12 protein-coding genes are annotated in these 19347 nt (G+C 68.8%); 3 read left to right on the forward strand and 9 right to left on the reverse strand.

The window, feature by feature from the left end; genetic code table 11:
• Position 1: 1 nt before the first annotated feature.
• The 6 genes from MJ777_RS09165 to MJ777_RS09190 form a co-directional block, all read right to left on the reverse strand.
• Complete coding sequence (locus tag MJ777_RS09165) at positions 2 to 1366, reverse strand: ATP-binding protein (protein ID WP_239345912.1); 1365 nt, start codon at positions 1364 to 1366, stop codon at positions 2 to 4.
• Between the two features lie 138 nt (positions 1367 to 1504).
• Positions 1505 to 2608, reverse strand: a complete 1104-nt coding sequence (locus tag MJ777_RS09170; RefSeq protein WP_239345913.1) for a glycosyltransferase family 1 protein — start codon at positions 2606 to 2608, stop codon at positions 1505 to 1507.
• A complete protein-coding gene (locus MJ777_RS09175; RefSeq protein ID WP_370652683.1) occupies positions 2608 to 4374 on the reverse strand; it encodes a glycosyltransferase in 1767 nt (588 codons plus the stop codon). Before MJ777_RS09175 ends, MJ777_RS09170 begins: the two co-directional genes overlap by 1 nt.
• Positions 4371 to 5834 carry a glycosyltransferase family 2 protein gene (locus tag MJ777_RS09180; RefSeq protein ID WP_239375183.1) on the reverse strand — a complete coding sequence of 488 codons (1464 nt, stop codon included), beginning with the start codon at positions 5832 to 5834 and terminating at the stop codon, positions 4371 to 4373. Before MJ777_RS09180 ends, MJ777_RS09175 begins: the two co-directional genes overlap by 4 nt.
• A complete protein-coding gene (locus tag MJ777_RS09185) occupies positions 5831 to 7054 on the reverse strand; it encodes an ABC transporter ATP-binding protein (protein ID WP_239311061.1) in 1224 nt (407 codons plus the stop codon). Before MJ777_RS09185 ends, MJ777_RS09180 begins: the two co-directional genes overlap by 4 nt.
• 75 nt (positions 7055 to 7129) lie before the next feature.
• Entirely contained in the window at positions 7130 to 8065 is a 936-nt protein-coding gene (locus tag MJ777_RS09190) for an ABC transporter permease (RefSeq protein WP_370651638.1), read from the reverse strand.
• Positions 8066 to 8346: 281 nt separating this feature from the next.
• On the opposite strand from MJ777_RS09190, the gene MJ777_RS09195 reads away from it, so the two are divergent.
• Both MJ777_RS09195 and MJ777_RS09200 read left to right on the forward strand, forming a co-directional pair.
• The gene (locus tag MJ777_RS09195) at positions 8347 to 10932 is read left to right on the forward strand and encodes a haloacid dehalogenase (protein WP_239375186.1); all 2586 of its coding nucleotides are present in this window, start codon (positions 8347 to 8349) and stop codon (positions 10930 to 10932) included.
• Between the two features lie 85 nt (positions 10933 to 11017).
• A complete protein-coding gene (locus MJ777_RS09200; RefSeq protein ID WP_239375189.1) occupies positions 11018 to 12412 on the forward strand; it encodes a class I SAM-dependent methyltransferase in 1395 nt (464 codons plus the stop codon).
• Between the two features lie 66 nt (positions 12413 to 12478).
• Here the strand turns inward: MJ777_RS09200 and MJ777_RS09205 are convergent, their stop codons facing one another.
• The 3 genes from MJ777_RS09205 to MJ777_RS09215 form a co-directional block, all read right to left on the reverse strand.
• Positions 12479 to 15034 carry a WD40 repeat domain-containing serine/threonine protein kinase gene (locus MJ777_RS09205; RefSeq protein ID WP_239375192.1) on the reverse strand — a complete coding sequence of 852 codons (2556 nt, stop codon included), beginning with the start codon at positions 15032 to 15034 and terminating at the stop codon, positions 12479 to 12481.
• Between the two features lie 76 nt (positions 15035 to 15110).
• The gene (locus MJ777_RS09210) at positions 15111 to 17054 is read right to left on the reverse strand and encodes a DUF2142 domain-containing protein (protein ID WP_239375195.1); all 1944 of its coding nucleotides are present in this window, start codon (positions 17052 to 17054) and stop codon (positions 15111 to 15113) included.
• Between the two features lie 186 nt (positions 17055 to 17240).
• Complete coding sequence (locus MJ777_RS09215) at positions 17241 to 17960, reverse strand: DapH/DapD/GlmU-related protein (protein ID WP_239311052.1); 720 nt, start codon at positions 17958 to 17960, stop codon at positions 17241 to 17243.
• A gap of 437 nt (positions 17961 to 18397) precedes the next feature.
• Between MJ777_RS09215 and MJ777_RS09220 the strand changes: the two genes are divergently transcribed.
• Entirely contained in the window at positions 18398 to 19333 is a 936-nt protein-coding gene (locus tag MJ777_RS09220) for a glycosyltransferase family 2 protein (protein WP_239345933.1), read from the forward strand.
• Positions 19334 to 19347 lie beyond the last annotated feature (14 nt).

Genomic DNA, 19347 nt, shown 5'->3' on the forward strand with positions numbered 1-19347 from the left:
GTCACGTCCACAGACGGTCGACCGGCAACACGGAAATCTGGTCGTCAGCGTGATAGCTGCGCTCGCCGAGGTAGAGGACGACGCCCCCGGCGAAGCGTGACCCGAGTTTGTCCCGGAGCACCCGCAGGCCACGCAGGTCCTCGCCGGGCACCCGGGACCCGGCCTTGACTTCCACCGCCGCGACACGTCCGTCGTCGGCCTCGATGACGAGGTCGACTTCCTGCCCGCTGCTCGTGCGGAAGTGCGCGGGTTCGACATATGTCTGTGACCAGCCCACCTGCTTGATGACTTCGTTCACGACGAACGTTTCCAGCAGGTGCCCGAACTCGGTGAGGGCCGCCGGGTCGCGGGCGACCAGCCGGCGTTCGGTGAGACCGAGCAGGTAGGCACCCAGCCCGGAGTCGACGAGGTGCACCTTGGGACTGGCCGTGACCCGGCTGTTGAGGGTTCGACCGAATGCCGGCAGCCGATGGACGAGGAACACCGTTTCCAGAAGCTGGATGAAGTCCCCGACAAGATTTTGATCTTGTTTGACCGCCCGAGCGATGTCCGATGCCTTGAGTATCCCGCCGGTACGTGCCGCGAGCTGCCGCAGAATAAGCGGTAGCAGGCCACGCTGCCTGATTCTGCGGATTTCCAGGACGTCCCGTTCGATAACTGTCCGCACGTAGTCCCGGAACCAGCGGCTGCGGGCCGGGCCTTCTGGACGCCCCAGCACCAGCGGGAATCCCCCGGCCAGCACGCGCCGGGTCACGTCGTCCCGGGACAGTGCCGGCGAGCGGATGGCGACCAGCGATTCCGGATCGTCCATCAGCTGGTCGACGAAGGTCGCGGGCTGCTGCTGGCGGCTGGGCAGGCCGTCGTCGAGCGAATAGCTGTCCGGCCGCTCCAGCTCTGCCTGCGCCAGCGGCCACAGGGTGGTGACATGGACGCGGCCCGCCAAGGACTGGGACAGCGTCGGCATCGTGAGATAACGGGTTGACCCGGTGAGGACGAATCGTCCGGGCCGCAGATCGCGGTTCAGTTCCGCCTTGATTGCGTCCAGCAGCGCGGGGACGTGCTGGAACTCGTCGACGAGAACGGGGGACGGCGCCGCGGCGAAGAAGGTCGGGTCGGCGGTGACGGCCTGCCGCGTCGCGAGGTCATCAAGGTCGACGACCTCGCTCTGGTGATGTAGGGCGAGCCGCCGCAGCAGCGTGCTCTTGCCGACTGTGCGGGCACCGTTGATGACCAGGACGGGTTCGGAATCGATCAGCTCGAGCAGCACCGACAGGAGGTTGCGCCGGAAGGAGGACGAAGCCGGCGACGGGGGTCGTATCTCGCTGCCCCGGCCCGGCCCAGGGTCTTCGGTACTGGAGATCGACATCTTCCCATGCTAGACCTCGGCGGCACTGAAGGCTAGGAATCGGCACCCTGCCAGGCTAGGAATCGGCACCCTGCCAGGCTAGGAATCGGCACCCTGCCAGGCTAGGAACCAGCATGTGTAGGCGCTGGTTAGCGGGCGTCAGGCGATCGAGCGGTAGACGGCGGCGGTACGTTCGGCCGTGCGTCGCCAGGTGAAGGTCCGGGCGTGCGCCCGTCCCGGCTCTGGGTCCATGTCGTCCTTGAGGACGCCGATCAGGGCGTCGGTGAACGCGTCGGCATCCATCGGTGGAGCCAGCCGCACGGTGTTGCCGGACATCGGTCCGACGACCTCCCGGACCGCCGGGATGTCAGCCGCGACCACCGGGGTCCCGGCCGCCAGCGCCTCCAACGGCGGCAGGCCGAACCCCTCGTAGAACGAGGGGAAGCACAGCGCGCTGGCCCCGGCGACCAGCCGGCGAAGCTCGTCGGTCCGGAGATAGCCGGCGTTGACGACCGTCCCGGCCGGCACTCGAGAAAGATCAAGATCTGGTCCCCAGCCGGCGGGCCCGACCAGGACCAGCGGTGGGGCGTCACTGATTTCGGCGTGCAGGCCGCGGAGCGCCTCCAGCAGGGTGGGGAGGTTCTTGCGCGGTTCGCGTGTACCGACGAAAAGCAGGTACGTGGTGGGCAGGCCATGGGCCGCAAGCCAGCGGTCAGCCGGCGGCGACGCGCTGAACCAGGAGGCGTCCACGCCGAGCGGTGTCACGGTCACCAGCTCCGGATCCAGCCGGTAGGTGTCGATGGCCTCGGTCGCGATCGCCTGGCTGGGGGTGATGACGGCGGCGGCGCGGCGCAGGCTACGCGGAACCAGCTCGCGATAACGTGCGGAGGCCGTGGAGACCGTGCCGGTCAGCTTCAGATACGCCAGATCGTGGATGGTCAGCACGCCGCGGGCCCGCCGCGGTGGCGGCAGCACGAAGTTCGTAGCGTGTACCACGTCGGCCGCGCCGGTCATCCACTCCAGTTTCGGCAGTTCCCCGTGTGCCCACGCCTCGCGCACGATCCGGGCCGGAACCCGGCGCGCGGCCGGGCGTACACCTGGTGGCAGGGCGGAAGCGAAATTCTCCAGCCCGCGCCAGGTGAACGCTGTCGCTGCCACGTCCAGACCGGGCAGGCCGGGCAGTTCGGCGAGCAGGTGGGCCGTGTAGCGGCCGATCCCGGTGGGGGTGCCGAGTAACGGCGTGCCGTCCAGGATGACCCGCATCAGCCGCGATCCTTTCGGTCTCGGCTTTCCGGGTCGGGGGACAGGCTGGCTGGGCTGGCGCGGCGGGCGTAGAGCTGGTGCCGAGCGGCGATCTCGCGCCAGCGGTCGGTGAACGCCGCGTCCGAGAACTCCTGGGCGCGGGCCACGGCGCTCGCGGCCAGGCGAGCCCGCATGCCGTCCTCGGTGGCGAGGCGCCGGGTGAACGAGGCGAGCTGTTCGGGGGAGGTCCAGCGTAGGCCGTCGAGCCCATGCCGGACGATCTCGCGCTGGCCGGCCCGGTCGATCACCACTGGTACACAGCCTCCCGCCATCGCCTCGACCGTGGTCATCCCGAAATGCTCCGCCGTCCATGGCCTGCGGTCGGGGTCCTCGCCGTACCCGGTCGCGGACCAGAAGATCGAACAGGTGGACAGCAGGCGCTCGACCTCATGGCGCGGCGCATTCGGATGGATCTCGACCGGCAGGCCACGGGCGCTTTCACGAATTTTGTCCAGGTAGGGCAGCTGGGATTCCTCGCAGCCGCCGACGACGTGCATCCGCCAGCCCGGCAGCGCACCCGAACGGTACAGCCCGCCGAACCACTCGACCATTTCCAGCTGGCGTTTGGCGTGCCCGAGACCGGGCGCGAACAGGCGCCCCACCGTCAGTACCGCGCGTTCCCGGATCTCAGCCGGGACGAGACGCTCCACCTGGATCGGCGGGTAGAGGATGGCCGCGTCACGATGCCACAGCCGGCGGATCCAGCTCCGGGTGTAGACCGAATTTGCCATCACGACGTCGTATGAGTCGAGGTAGCCCAGATCGCGCGGATTGGCCAGCAGCCAGGGGAAACGCGACGCGAGCAGGGCCCGGGCACCGTCGCGTTGGTCGGTCACGCGCGGCCGGCTGACCGCCACGCCGAGCTGGCGCAGGTCCCGGGAAGCGGGGATGCCCGGCGCGACGGTGCCCGGCGCGGGGATGCCCGCGGTGGTGGAACCCGGCGTGAACGTGTCGCTGACCAGCGTCAGCTCGCTGCCGGCGGATGACGCGGGCAACGGCACCGCGACCGGCTTGAACGACTCGTCGATCTCCACGGAGGCGAGGAGCTCACCGTGGGCGTCCTGAACGCGCAGCCGTACCATGCCGGTCGCCCCGGGCCGGCCGATGTCAGCGCGCAGCTCCCGTTCGCCGCCGGCCGAAACCGCGAGGACCCCCGCGCCGTTCGTCCAGATCCACTGTCTGCGCCGCCCTCCTTCCGGAGGGTACCAGCCGGTACCGTATCCAACGGCTGGACGGACGCCGCGCAGCAGCGGGCCACATACCCGGATGGCGGCCTTGCGCCATCCGGGCGCATCGTGATCGGCCGGTGTCGGGAAGAAGCACAGGTGTGCCGCATGCCGCGAGCGCGGGATCAGCCGGCTCATGTACGAGCCGTTGACGAACAGGTCGTAGTCGGCGCTGAGCTCGGCTATGGCCTCGTCGCCCCGGTCGGGCAGCAGGCGGTAGCGGCAGCCGGACAGGTCGAGCCCAAGATGCTCGGCGATAGCTGTCAGGTCGACCTCAGCATGGCCGAGGATGTCCACCTGGGCACCCTCGGCGGCGAGCACCTGAGCGATCATCCCGTTGTGGCGTTCCCCGCCGCCCATCGAGTGCCAGAACCTGTTGTAGACGGCGGCCCGCAGCCCGCTGGCTGGTCCGGGCCGGCCGCTGTGGCCGGTGGTGGGGCTCCGTTCTTCCTGGTTGCGCTGGTTGCGCTGGTTGCGCTGCGTGGGCACTGGTGTGGTCATCGCGATGCCAGCCAGGTCTCCAGCTCGCGGTGGCCTACCGCCGCGGTGCGCGTGATCGCGCGCCGCCGGCCCAGCATCACCGGTAGCAGCCGCAGGTAGGACGCCATCACTGTCAGCCGCAGGATGGTCGGCCGCAGCGCGGGCCGGCTACGGGCGGCCCATGCCTGGCGGACCGCTCGGATGGCCATCAAGGCGGTTGTGAGCGGGTAGCGGCCGACCGCGCCCACGGCGATCCGGGCGTTTGCGTTCTTGGTGAGCATTAGCAACCGGTTACGGTCGGTGTGGAAGACGAACAGCGGCGACCACTCCACGCTTGACGCGGAGTGCACGTGCCGTACGACCGCGGCCGGGACATAGCGAATGGTGTGCCCGTGGGCGCGGATGCGCCAGGACAGATCGGTGTCCTCGTAGTAGAGGAAGAAGTCGTCATCGAACCAGCCGAGTTCCCGCCCGAGCTCCGTGCGGATGGCCATGCCGTTACCGCAGGCGGTGAACACCTCCTCGGCCTCGGCGAACTGTCCGCTGTCGATCTGCTGGTAGCCGCGGTCGGCACCGTAGCCGTCCCGCAGCACGATCCCGCCGACGTTGTTGATCACATCGACGCGGGTCACGTCACTGGGGACGGCCAGTTCCACGGTGGACGGTTCGGTGTCGGTGGCCAGGGTGGCGCTGCCGCCGTCCCAGCTCAGTGTGACCGGCTTGGGGGCCTCGCTGGACCAGGTGAAACCGAGGGTGACCGGGCCGCCCTCGGGCACCGGGACACAAAGCTCACCGTCGCCGCGGGTCCAGAAGAACGGCGCGGCCGCGCCGCCTTCCGCGCCGAAGGTCAGCTTCTCCCACAGGACCTCGCGCAGGACCTCCCGGCCGTTGACCGTCACCGACGAGATCCGGACACCGAGCGCGCGGGAGTCGTGCGGACCCGGCGTGAAGGTCGCGGTCGACAGCCGCAGCCGGAGGAAGCGGGGGAGGAACACCACCTTGCCGGTGACCGCGCCGAGCTGTTCACCGCCGGCGGCCGTGAACGGGGCCAGCAGGTTGGCCAACCAGTCGGGTTCGGGGACGGCGTCGTTGTTGAGCAGGACGGCGTAGGGGGTTGTGATCATCCGGAGCGCGAGGTTGTTGCCACCGGCGAAGCCGAGGTTCACCTCGGACGGGACGAGCCGGACCGATGGGTAGCGCTCGGCCAGCAGGGTCCTGGAGGAGTCCCGCGAGGCGTTGTCGACCACCCAGGTCTCGAAGGCGAAGTCGGTCACCTGCTTGGCTGTCCCGTCCAGGCACGCGGGCAGCAGATGCGCGCCGTTCCAGTTGACGATCACAACGGTCGCCAGCGGCCCGGCGCCGCCGTCCTGGGTGCCGCCGTTCTGGGTGCCGCTGTCCTGGGCGCTGACGGGCTGGAGGCGACGCGATCGTGCCCGGGGCGCGTCGCCAGCGCCAGCGGCCGCGGTCCCCGGGGCGCTCATGGGCGGGCTCCCGTCTCGTAGTCGATTTTGAGCAGGCCACCGGCCTGCGATCCGTTGATCCCGAACAGGTCCTCGAACCTCCGTCTGGTGAGCTCGGCCCCGGTCGCGGCGTCGGAGACGTGCACGCTGATCGCGAACGCGCCGAGCAGCTCAGGCAGCGCTGGCACGGTGAAGTCCACGGTCAGGGTGCCGGCGGCGCAGGGCACACCACCTGGCGGCGTCTCCATCAGCCAGACCGGCAGTTCATGCGGGCCGAGAGCATAGGTGTGCAGGTAGAGGCGTTCCGGCGCGTGCTCGGTGACGTCGAGGGCGATGCTGACGGTAAGCCTGTCGCCGGGGTTGAACTGGACCTGGGGCGGCCCGCCCGGGTCGCGGCTGAAGGTCACCGAGACGGGCCGCGCAACGGCGAACTCGTGCGGCACCGGGCCGTCCGAGGACAGGCTGCCGAGCCGCTGCCGCAGTAGCCGGGTGCCCACGGCCGGTGCGCCGTCAAAGATCATTGATCCGGATTCCAGGACCAGGATGCGGTCGCACATGCTCTCGATCAGATCCAGCGAGTGGGTGACGAACAAGATTGTGCGGCCCTCGGCCCGGAAAGCGTCGATCTTCGCCAGGCACTTCTTCTGGAACGCCTCGTCCCCGACCGCGAGCACCTCGTCGACGAGCAGGACGTCCGGGTCCACGTGGACGGCCACCGCGAACCCAAGCCGGACGTACTGGCCGGACGAGTAGTGCTTGACCTCATCATCGATCTTGTGGGGGAGCTCGGCGAAGTCGACGATCGAGTCGAACATCCGGTCGATCTCGCGGCGGGACAGGCCCAGCAGGGACGCGTTCAGGTAGACGTTGTCCCGGCCGGTGAGCTCGCCGTTGAAGCCAGCCCCGAGCTCCAGCAGGGAGGCGATCCTTCCAGTGACAGAGACATCGCCCTGGGTTGGGCGCAGGATTCCGGCCAGCACCTTCAACAACGTGGACTTGCCGGAGCCGTTCGCCCCGGCCAGCCCCACGGTCTGGCCGCGCCCGATCTCCACGTCGATGTCGCGCAGCGCCCAGAAGTCGTCTCCATGGGTGCGCCCGCGGCGCACGAACAGCTCTTTCAGGCTGGTCGCCCGCCGGTGGTAGGAGACGAATTTCTTCCCCACGCCGGTCGCCTGGATCACGACTGGGGTACTCACCCCCGCGTCGCCGACCGATGGCGTATCCGGCGGTGCGGGGGTCACGGCGATGTTCCCCGACGCCTCGATGACGGCCGGTTCAGCCGGTGACTGCTGCGCTGACACGTCTGTCGCCCGTCTCTAGAGGTCTTCCGCGAAGTCGGCCTGCATCCTGCGGAACACGTGTATGCCCAACCAGAGCAGGCCCAGCGATATCACGCCCGCGATGGCAAGGTGCTCAAGGTAGAAGAGGTACCCGGGGTCGGCGAGGATGCCCTGCCCGGTGGCGGGGTTCACGGACGGCCCTTTGTAGATCGCTCGCTGGAAGGTCGCGACCACCGTCGCCATCGGATTGAGGAAGTAGATCCACGTCCACTCGCGCAGCAGCTTGTGGATCAGCCCGACCGGATACACGATCGGGTTGAGCCAGAACCACGCGAGCAGCGCCACCTCCAGGAGATGCTCGGTATCGCGGTAGCGGACGTTGAGGCCCGACACGAGCATGGACAGGCCGACAGTGAAGATCATTGCTATGGCGAACGCGGGCAGGAGCAGGAACAGCTGGAGGCCGACAAAGCTGTAGCCCAGCGCCGCGACCACCACGAAAAGCACGATCAGCTGGAGAACGAAGTGGACGAGGGCGAACCCGACGGCGGAAAGCGGCAGCACCGGCAGCGGAAACCGGACCTTCTTCACGAGGTTCGCGTTGAAGACCACGCTGCCGGATGCCGATGACACGCTCGCCGAGAAGGCGTTCCAGATCAGCAGGCCGGACATCAGGTACACCCCGAACCGGGGTACTCCGGCGCTCATGATGACCTGGAAGACAAGGGTGTAGACGGCCAGCAGCAGCAGCGGGTTCGCCAGTGACCAGGCAAAACCGAGTGTCGACCCCTTGTATTTGACCTTGAGGTCCTTGCGGATCAGGTTGCGCAGCAGTTCCCAGCGGACCCGGGTCTGGGCCCGGCTGCGGCGCGCGAGCATCCGCGACTCCTGCCCGTCGCGCCCCCGGGTGCCGGGGCGCCGGCCGTCCCGCTGGGTCGCGGGTGCGGACCACTCGTCAACCAGGTTCGACACCGACAACCTTCCGTGAGCCGCGCCAAGATGTGGCAAAATCGGTACTGATTCGCTGAAAACGACCTGCCGTACCGGCCGCGCGGGGTATAACCCGGCAGGGCATACGCAAGATATCTCGAAGCGAGGTACTCGCGGGTAGGGCACTCCGGTGGCCACAGCCCCAGAGCCGATCCATAGTATCGGCCCGTTCATTCAGCTCTGGCCGGCCGCCGTCCGAGAAGCACCCGGGCACCAGCCGGCCCGTCGGAGGCGGCCGTGGTGGCTGCCGGTGGAGGACGCCCGTGTTCACCGACGTCCGGATTCGTGAGGTCTGGTCCCAGCTGGAGTCCGGTGGGGCCGAGGTCCTCACCCTGGACGTGTTCGACACGTTGCTGTTCCGGCTGGTTCCCGAACCCACCCATGCCTTCCTGCTGCTCGGGCGCCGTCTTGTCACGGCCGGCCTGCTGCCGCCGGCCGTGAGCGCGGGACAGTTCGCTCAGCTCCGGGTGCACGCGGAGACCCGTGCCCGCCAACACGCGCAGGCGGCGCGGGGCACGCTGGAGGCACGTCTCGACGAAATCTGGTCGGTGCTCATGCCCGCCATCCCCGGCAGCGGCGACGTTGACGACATGATCACCATGGAGGTCGACCTCGAGCGTGACGTCTGCCGGGCCGACCTCGCCGTCGCCGAGCTCGCCGAGCTCGTCATCACCAAGCTCGGCCGGCCCGTGTACCTGGTCTCGGACACCTATTTCTCCCCGGAGCAGCTCCGCCGGCTGCTCCGCCGGCCAGAACTCGCCGGGATCAGATTCACCCGGATCCTCACCTCCAGCGACGCTGGTGTGGGCAAGAGCGACGGCTTGTTCACCCATGTGCTGGCCGCCGCGGGCGTGGCGCCCTCCCGGGTCATCCACCTCGGTGACAACCCGGTGGCGGACGTCGAGGGCGCGCGGGAGCACGGCATCATCGCGGTGCACTACCCCAAGTACTCGGGCGAGCTGGCGGCGACGCTCACCCTGGAAGGGCTGCGCGGCGGACCAACCTCCGACACCGCGATCGACCCGGTGGCCGGCGACTACGGTATGACCGCGCTTCGCGCCCGCACGCTGCACCGTGCCGACGCCGCCGCGGTTCCCCCGGGCCTGCGCCGGCACTGGGAGACCGGTGCGACCGTCTTCGGCCCGGTGTTCACCGGTTTCGGTGAGTGGGCCGCCCAGCGGGCGCGGGAGTACGGGGTCGACCGCGTCCACTGCCTGATGCGCGAAGGGGCGTTCCTCGCCCGGGTGCTCGAAGAGCCGGCCGGTGACGTCGGCATCGAGGCGTCCACGCTGTGGGCCTCGCGCCACGTGTGCGCGCTGGCCAACGTCTACGAGGGCACCCCCGAGGAGCTGCGGGGGTTCCTGGCGCGCCGGCACCCGCCGAGCGTCGGCCAGCTGCTGCGCCAGCTCGGAGTGGGCCTGGAGGAAGTGGCGGGACTGTCCGCGCTGGCCAGCCGGCGCCTTGACGTCCCGGGCCTGCTCTCCGAAACGCTGGAGATCCTGTGCGGTGACGAGCGGGTGCGTGGCGAGATCGTGCTCACCGCCAGCCGGCTGCGGGAGCGCTTCCTGCGCTACCTGGACTCCCATCTCGGCACGGCGGGCACGGTGGTCGTCGTCGATCTCGGCTGGGGCGGCACCATCCAGGCGCTGCTGCAACGACTGCTGCATGCCTGCGGCCGCGAGGTGGAGGTCGTGGGCCTCTACCTGGCGACGAGTTCGGGCTCGCAGGCGCACCGTCTTGCCGGGCTGCGCCTGGAGGGCTATGTCGCCTCCGGCGGCGAACCCGACGCCCTGTTCAGCCAGGTGATGCGCAGTCCTGAGGTGCTCGAGCAGCTCTGCATGCCCGATACCGGCTCATTGATCGGTTTTGACGAGGACCACAACCCGCTGCTCGGCCCCGACCACACCACCCGCACGCAGGTCGCGCAGCGGGTTGCCGTCCAGGACGGGGTACTCGCCTACCAGCGGGAGTGGTTGCGCTACCGCCGGTCGGAGACGCTGATGCCGTCCCTTCTCCAGGACGGGGCGCGGTCGGCGGCGCTGCGCACGCTCGCGCGGTTCGTGACCCGGCCTACCTCTCAGGAGGCGCTCGCGTTCGGCGTCTGGGCGCACGATGACAACTTCGGTTCGGATGTGTCCGAGGGGCTGTTGCCCGCTGACCTGCTGCGCCGGATGCCGTATCTCACAGCCGCTGATCTTGAAAAGATCCCGATGCAGGAGCTCTACTGGCCGGCCGGGGTCGCGGCCGTGGCGAACCGGCCCCTTGCCGTTGTCAGTGGGCTAGCGGCGAATGCCGGGATCGACGCGGCGGAGGTCTCCCCGGAGGCTGCCGCGGGGCCCGTCGAGGTCTATGTCGACACCGGCAGCGACTTCGTCAACGGCCCGAAGGAGTCCGCGCTCACCCGGTCCGCTCGGGACGGGCTGTCGTGGGTGCGCCTGCGGGTCGACGGGGTCGGTGTCCGCCGGGTGCGCATCGACCCGGCCGGCCGGCGTGGTCTGATGCGGCTGGACTGGCTGCGGCTGTCCTTCCACCTCAACAACCTGGCCGAGCCCCACCTGGTGACGATGACCTCGGTGGTCGGGGAAGAGCGGCTGCATCTGGTGGGGGCGCGGGTACTGCAGCCGAATCTGATCGAGGTCAACAGCGACGACCCGCAGCTCATCTACGTCATCGATCCGGTGTCACAGGCGCATCTCGCGGCAACATACGCCATCGATGTCGAGATGGCCTTCGGCTGGCTGGCGATCGGTTCCGGCCCGTTGACGCTCGCCCCCCGTTCGGCCGAGGCGACGCCGTTGCCGCGCCGGGCCGCGCGCCGGCTGCTGCGTGAACTCGACGGCCGTTTCTGACCGCTCCCATCCTGATTCCGTATCAGGCTGAAGATACTGATGTGGGGTAAGACCGGTCGCCGTGGACGAACGGACGAGCGGACGAGTGGGCGAGGTCATTGTGGACGAGGTCACTGTGGACAAAGGCGCTGACGAAGGCACCGCGGACGACGGCGGCGCGGGTGCAGGCATTGCTGACGAAGGCAGCGCGGGCGAAGACACCGCGGGCGCGGCCGGATCGGGTGCTGGCCCGGTCACCGACGCGTCGCCGTGGTTCGGCGGGCCACGTGGGGATCAGCCCGTTCCCCGCGCGGGCGAACCCGGTGCCGGCGATGCCTCGGACGGCACCGTTGAAGCTGTCACCGAGCGGACGCTCCAACCGTTGCTGCTGCATTCCCTCGCCGAGCTCCGTGAGGTGTGGTTGCCGCTGGTGGAGGCTGTGCGGGCACGCAGCGTCGTTGAGATCGGTTCGGAAAGCGGTGTCACCAGCTCCCTGCTCGTGGACATGCTGCGACGTCACGGTGGTGGCCGGCTCCTGATCGTCGATCCCGATCCTCGTGGCCTCCCCGACTCGGGTGAGACCGTCGAGGTCGTGACGGTACGCGGCTACAGCCCGCAGGCCCTTGACGGACTTCCGTTGGCCGATGCCTATCTGATCGACGGTGACCACAACTTCCCCACGGTGTCCGCCGAGCTGCGCACTGTCGACGAGGCGGTCCGCGCCCACGGCGGCAGCCATTTTCCGCTGGTCATCCTGCATGACGTAGGCTGGCCCGCGGGCCGTCGTGACCAGTACTACGTGCCCAGCCGGATCCCGCGGCGTGACCGGCAGCCCTACTCGTGGGATCACGGCGTACGGCTGGACAGCGCGGAGGCCGTACATGGCGGTTTCCGCGGCGAAGGCGCGTTCGCCTGGGCGTTGACCGAAGGCGGTCCCCGCAACGGCGTCCGCACCGCGGTGGAGGATTTCATCGCGGATCGGCCTGAACTGCGTTTTCACCTGGTTTCACCGATCTTCGGCCTGGGCGTCGTGGTGGACCGGCGGGCGTCCTGGGCAGCCCGGGTGGAGGAGCTGCTGATTCCCTGGGTCCGCAACAGCCTGTTGACCCGGATGGAACGTAACCGTCTGGATCTTTATCTTTACGTGATCCGCATGCAGGACGAGATGACTGAGGCGGCCCGGCGCCGGCAGCGGGAGTGGGCGCGTTTCGACGCGACCCTGGCCGAGCACGCGGCGCGCGAGCTCAGCCTGCTCGATGCGCTGGCTCAGGCCGAACGCGCGCTGGAAGCCGAGCGCGGCGCGGCACAACAGCTGCGGGCGGCGCTGGGTGCCAGGAGCTCGCGGTCGTGGCCTCTCGCGCGCGTCGCAAGGCCCCACAGGCCGCCTGTTGACGAGCCGGCGCTGATACACGCGGCCCGTACGGCGGGCGCCGCGCTCAGGAGCAGGGTCGCTGATCCGCGACTGCGGGCTGCCAGGTTGCTGCTGCGTGGTTATCGGTAACCGGTACCGGTTACCGATAACCATTGGTGATTGATATCGAGAAACCTGGTTACCAGAGGTAGTTCCCTAGCACATTCCGGAGTAGGGCAGGTCAGGGATGTGCTCACGCCACTCGGCGGCGCTCAGGCGGTTGCCGCTGTCGGCGCAGGCTTGGGCGACGAGCGCGGCCGGGTCGATGTTCGCGATACGCGCGGTCCGGTCGTCGCTGAATGTGATCAACGTGTGGCCGTCGGGGCTGAGGACGACTCCCTGGACCCAGTCGGTCTGACCGCTGATCGTCCCTAGCGGCAGCGGATGATCAAAATCGGAGACGTCCCACAGGCGCGCGGTGGTGTCCCAGCCGGAGGTGACCAGTGTGTGGCCGTCGCGGCTGAACGCGGTGTCGTAGACCCAGGTGGGATCCGCTTTGATCGTTGTTCGGTTCGTCGGGGCCCGCGGATTGCGCACGTCCCATAGCCGGGCCGTGCCGTCGTAGCTCCCGGTCGCCAGGGTGTTCCCGTCCGGGCTGAAGGCGACCGACCACACGAAGTTGGTGTGGCCGTTGAGGGAGGCCAGCGGGACCGCCTGGGCGGGGTTGCTGACGTCCCACAGGCGGGCGGTGTTGTCGGCGCTCGCGGTCGCCAGCAGCCGCCCGTCGGGGCTGAACGTGACGTCCTGTACCCAGCTCTGATGGCGGGCGAGCACCTGGAGCTGCCGTGGCCGGGCCCGGTTGGTCACGTCCCACAGACGGGCGGTGTTGTCGTCCCCGGCGGTCGCGAGCAGCCGCCCGTCCGGGCTGAACGTGACGTCCCGGACATGCGCGTTGTGCCCGGTCAAGGTCGCCTGGGCCGCCGGATGGCTTGGATCGGTGACGTTCCACAGCCTGGCGGTGCCGTCGAAACCGCCGGTGGCCAGGGTGCGGCCGTCCGGGCTGAACGCGACCGCCAGGACCCAGTCGGTGTGGCCGGTTATGACCGTGAGCAGGGCCGGTCGGGTCGGCCTGGTGATGTCCCAGAGCCGGACGGTCCGGTCCGCGCTCGCGGTCGCGAAGATGTTGCCGTCGGGGCTGAGCGCTCCGCCGAGGACGGATCCGGTGTGACTGGTCAGCGGCGTGGCATACCGTCCCGCGAACGATGTGATCAGGCTGGCCCGCGCCGCGGGAACTGGCGAGATGCGATATGCCGCAAGACTGAGCCGGGCGGCCAGCGCGGGGTCGACAGCGCGGGTCGCGTCGGCGTTCGCCGCGACTTTCCGTGCGACATCGGCCCGCCCCCGGACATCGGTCCTGGCTCCGCCGGAGGACATCACCGCCGTGATCGTGATGGCGGCGGCGACCGCCAGGGTGATGGCGCTGGCGACCAGCGCCATCACCCTGGTGCGCGGAGCGTGCCAGCGGAGCTGGAGCCGGCGCCGATCGTCATCCGGGCCGGGCGGCCGGCGCATCGTGAGCCGGCCACCGGCGGTTCTGGTCGCCGCTGGTTTGGCTGGTACGGGTGCTGGTGCCGGTGGTGCGGGTGGTTTGGCTGGTGCTGGTGCTGGTGCTGGTGCTGGTGCTGGTGGTGCGGGTGGTTTGGCTGGTGCCGGTGGTGCTGGTACGGCTGGTGCCGGCACGGTTGCCTTGACCGTCGCTGGTGGTTTGGCTGGTACGGGTGCTGGTGTCGGTGGTTTGGCCGGTACCGGTGCCGGTGGTTCCTTGGCCGCGCTGTCGTCCGGCAGCGTTGTCTGGAGCGGTGCTGGGGATGCTGGCGCGTTCCGTACGAACTGGGTGATCTGCGGGTCGGACTTGGCGACCGTACCCAGGTTGACCAGGCGAATCAGCAGCTCCTGGGCGTTCGGTCGCGCGTCGGGAGCCTTGTGCATCGCCGCTTTGACAACGTCGCGCAGCATGTCGGGCAGGCCGTCCAGGTTCGGCTCATGGTGGACGACCCGATAGAGCTGGGCGTCCGTCGAGCCTGCCCCGAAAGGGTACGACCCGGTTCCCGCGAAGGCGACGAGCCCGCCCCAGGAGAAGATATCGGCGGCCGCGGTGACCGGCCCCCCGCTGGCCTGTTCCGGGGCCATGAAGGCCGGCGTGCCGACGACGCGCAGTTCCTTGCTGATGACTGTTTCCGCCTCCACGGCGCGGGCGATCCCGAAGTCGATGACCCGTGGCCCCAGCGGTGAGAGCAGGACGTTGGACGGTTTCAGATCCCGGTGGATCAGGCCGGCCGCGTGGATGGCGGTGAGGGCGGCGGCGACACTGACCGCGACCCGTTCGAGATCGGCCGACTGCAACGGACCGCCAGCGGCCACGGCCTGCGTCAGGGTGGGACCGTCGATGTACTCGGTGACCAGGTAGGGCGCGGCGTCGCTGGGGTCCACCATGTCGAGAACCTCGGCCGTGCAGAACCGGGCGACCCATTGGGCGAGGGCGGCCTCCCGGCGGAACCGCGCCCGGAACTCGGGGATACGGGCGAATTCCGCTCGGATCACCTTGACCGCGACCAGCCGGTCATCCGGTCCGCGCCCCAGGTAGACCGTGCCCATACCACCTTCGCCGAGGCGGCCCAGCAACACGTAGCGACCCAGGCTGGGCGGGTCGGCGGGAGTAAGCGGCGCGGACAGGTCCGCGGACCCGCGGGGTGGCGAGGATGACAGGGACACCCGTGCCCTCCTGGTAATAATCTTGCTATGCCCTGGCCTCGGACACTGCCTCTATCCGCAGCGTACGCGCACGTGTTTACCTTTTGGGTGGGCCCGCACCACCTTCGGCCTGTTTCAGGTCGTCATTCTGGCTTGCTGCCGCCGGGCTGGCGGGGCGGTCGTTGGCGGGGCGGGCACCGCGCGCTGGCAGGGGCCACCGGCTACCTGACCGCCCGAGCATCGTGACATTTCCTGACAACGACACGACCGGTGGCAGCTCAGGGCCCTGGCACTGCCGAACGGACGCGTTGAGCCGGCGGGTATCGATCAGCTCGATCCCGGCGGTGGAGAGCGTGTCCGGTCCGGCCGGCGGCAGTCCTGGCCCGGCCGGTGCTGCCACGGGGGCGAGGCTGCCCGTCCGTTCACGGCAGGCGCGTGCCAGCGCCGCCGCGGTCACGACCGTGAGGACGGCGGTCATCGCGAAGCAGACCGCCACCGCTACCGCCGGCCACGGTGACCAGGCGGCCATCGCCTGCCAGGCGTCAATGGCACCGCCCGCGCGCGGCCGCCAGAAGTAGTCGACGACCGCTTTGATCGACTCTGTCTGCATGCCGGCGGCGGCGGTCAGGAGCGCGAGCGGCATCCAGCGGGCAGAGCGGGGCCCGAAGGCGGTGCTTCCGGCGCCGACCAGCACGGCTACTCCGCTGATGCCCATGAACAGGTACCGGCCGGAGATCCCCGTGATGTGTCCGGTGCGTGCCACATGAACGGCGGCCCCGGCTCCGACGACGACCAGCAGGGCGAAGGTCGGCCACAGCATGAACAGCAGGCTGCTCCGGTTCGTCCAGCCGGAAGCGCGGATCACGGCGCAGGCGGCAAGCCCGATCACGACACCCGAGGCGGCGAGTACCAGCGGCAACGGCAGCTCGACCTCGTACCATCCGATCGAGCCCCACCAGCGGCCCAGCAGGCCCGTTGACATCCAGCTCCAGTAGACGGTCCAGTCCGATCCGACGTACTGCCCAGGTGGGAAGCCCGGCACGCTCGGCTGGAACGTACCCCATCTGATCATATTGACCAGCCACCACCAGCCACCGGCAGTAATGATCATCGTGCCGCAGAGCGCGATGGACCGCCAGGGCAGGCGGGTGCCACGTAGCCGGACAGCCACGTACGCGGCGCCGACCATGACAACCAGCACCACCGCGAAGGATTTCGTGAGCAGCGCCAGGCCGGTGAGGAGCCCGGTCCACGTCGCGGTCCGCGCCGAGGTGTCTCCGCCCAGTATGTGGGCGACCGCCGCCGTGACCAGCGCGCCCAACAGGATCAGCAGATTGTCGTTGTTGACGCTGGAACCGATGTGGAGCAGCTGCGGCACGGCGAAGGGCGTCAGCGCCGCGACCGTCGCGGCGGCCGGGGGCAGGCGCAGGCGGCGGGCGGTCGCGTGGATGATCAGTGGAAGTGGCGTCAGCATCAACACGCTGATCATTCGTAGCAGGCCGATCGTCACATCCCAGCGCAGGGTGTCTCCGCCGCTGGGGAGCGTGGTGAGGATCGCCGCGTTCACCCAGTAGTACAGGGGCGGATGCTGGACGATCTGCTGGATGGAACCCGGCGGCTGCCCGGCGGTGGCAAGCTTGTCCCAGGCGGGCCGCAGGTGACGCGGTACCGCGTCCCGCGCGGGGATCGGATCGACTGTCAGCTGGTAAGGGTATGCGTGGCTACCGAATGGTGACGCCGCTATGGCGCCGACTCCGTCGGCCGTCACGAAGGCGTTGCCCGGCCGCGGCCAGCCATCGCCCTGGACGAGTCGCATGACCGCGTCGACCTGGTTCGGTTCGTCCGGTGCGTGGTACTGCGGCACCAGCACGGACCAGGATGCGAGCAGCAGGCCGAAAAGGCTGGTGACCAGCCAGATGTGGCCTGGGGTCCGGCGCAGTGCCGGCAGCGGGCCGAAGCGTTCGATACCAGCGTCACCACCGGCTGATTCATCCGTTGTGGTTGCCGAGGCCCCGGGCCGGGCCTGGATCAGAGCGGACACGAGGCTGGGGCCTTCCGGCTGTTCGCGGCCTCCCGCACACCCATGACGCTCATACCGGCCCCGATTCGTTCTCATCTGATCGACGCCAGACAGTCTAACAACTCTAAGTATCGGAAAAGATACTTTCGGTGATAGCCTGGGGATGTGTCGTTCTCTCTCATGATTCGGCTGGCGGCCCGCGGCGGACTACCGCCAGGAATCGACCGGGCCGACGGCCTTGGCTGGCGAGCCCGCGACGATCGTCTTCGGTGGGACGTCACGGGCCACCACGGCGCCCGCGGCGACGACCGCGCCCTCGCCGATCGTCACGCCCTTCAGGATGATCGCCCCGGTGCCGATCCAGGCGCGGTCCTCCAGGATCACCGGGGCGCTCATCGGCTGCTCCACCCCGTCCACGGTCATGGGGTGGAAATCGTTGTCGAGGATCTGGGTGTTCCAGGAGATATTGCAGCCGGCGCCGATACTCACCCGTTCCCGAACCAGGATCTTCGCGAAGCCGTTGATATTGGTGTTGTGGCCGAGCTGCAACAGGCCGGAATCCACCACGATGCGCGCCCCGCGCTGCACCGACACGACGCCCTCGCAGCGCAGCCGTCCCTCGGGATGGATCCGCAGCACGGACACGTCCCGCCGGGTCGAGATCCCGAACGGCCCGAGGCCGATCCGAAGGGCCGCCCCCTCGGCGAACTCGATACGTTCGTGCCCCTCGATGACGGTCGGCGATCCGGTCCAGATCGGCTGCCCATGCGCGACTGGGTAGCGCAGCCCCGCCGTGAAGGAGCGCGCGGACGTCTCCCGCCCGGCGCGCAGTGCCCTGACGTTTCGGGCGTATTCGCGAAAGTCGTTGACGAACTGCCGGTCAAGTGTCCTGAGATGACTGCCGAGACGATCACTGAGCCCACTCATGGTCGGTAAGCCTAGTAGGACGCTAGTAGGACGAAGGAGGCGCGACCGTGGCGTCTTTCATGCGCCCGGTGGCCTCAAGGGGGTGCCGGCCGGCTGACGACGGTGTGATCAGGGTGCCGCGGCGACACTGAAGAGGCCTCCTTCGCCGGTGTTCAGGCAGGCCGTGCAACCCTGGGCGCCAAGCGCATACAAGGGAGGCGAGGGGTATTCAGCCCGACGATCCGTGAGCGGTCCGGTGATACCGGTGATACCGGTGAACGCATGGTTTCCGGCTGAATTTCAGGAGCGGCGTCGACGTGAGTGTCAGTGTTCTCCATGCACCTGTCGTTGTTTGCGCGGCTGTCGGTCCGCACGTGTCAACGCAGGGTGTCCCGATTACGGGTGCCGCGGCCGCGAGTGCTCCGGAGCGGAGCACCGTGGCCGCGGATACACATACCGTGAACCGGCAGCGATCCAGCGGCGGACCGGTGGCGGAGGCGGCTGCCGCGCCATACGTGACCATCGTTCTTCCGTGTTACAACGAACAAGATCATATTCTCCATGAGCTGGAGCGGATCACCGCCGCCATGGATGCGAGCGACTACAGCTATGAAGTGCTGGTCATCGACGACAAGTCGACCGATGACTCCGTCGTCCTATTACGTAGTGCGATGTGCCGCTTCCCGCGGATGCGGCTGATTTCGTTTCGCCGCAACGGTGGATCGGGTACCGCACGCCGCATCGGCACGCAGGATGCCCGGGGGACGATCGTGGTCTGGACCGATGCGGACATGACCTATCCGAACGAGCGGATTCCGGAGTTCGTCCACCACCTTGTCGCCAACCCCGAGGTCGACCAGGTCGTGGGCGCGCGCACCACCGAGCAGGGGACGCACAAATGGGCACGGGTGCCGGCCAAGTGGTTCATCCGGATGCTCGCGCAGCGTCTGACCGGGATGAAGATTCCCGATCTGAACTCGGGTCTGCGGGCGTTCCGGCGGGATGTGTCCCTTCCGTACCTGCGGCTGCTGCCGCCCGGATTCTCCTGTGTCACGACGATCACGATGGCTTTCCTGGCGAATCAGCACCCCGTCGACTACATACCGATCGGTTACGCGAAGCGGTCGGGCACGAGCAAGTTCCACCCGTTCCGGGACGCGCGCCGGTACATCCTGCAGGTGCTGCGGATGGTCATGTACTTCGACCCGATCAGGGTGCTGATGCCGATCGCCTTATGGATCATGGGGCTGGGTTTCGTGAAGCTCGTCGTTGACCTCGTTCGCTACGACCTGCGGGTCACCACCTCCACGCTGCTGGCGATCCTGGTCGGTTTCCAGATCGTCGTCCTGGCGTTGATCGGCGACCTGATAGTCCGTTCGCGCAGTGACAACTGAGGACGCCCCCGCCG

Origin of the sequence: Protofrankia sp. Cj5 (assembly GCF_917627405.1) — a bacterium.
Lineage (GTDB): Bacteria > Actinomycetota > Actinomycetes > Frankiales > Frankiaceae > Protofrankia.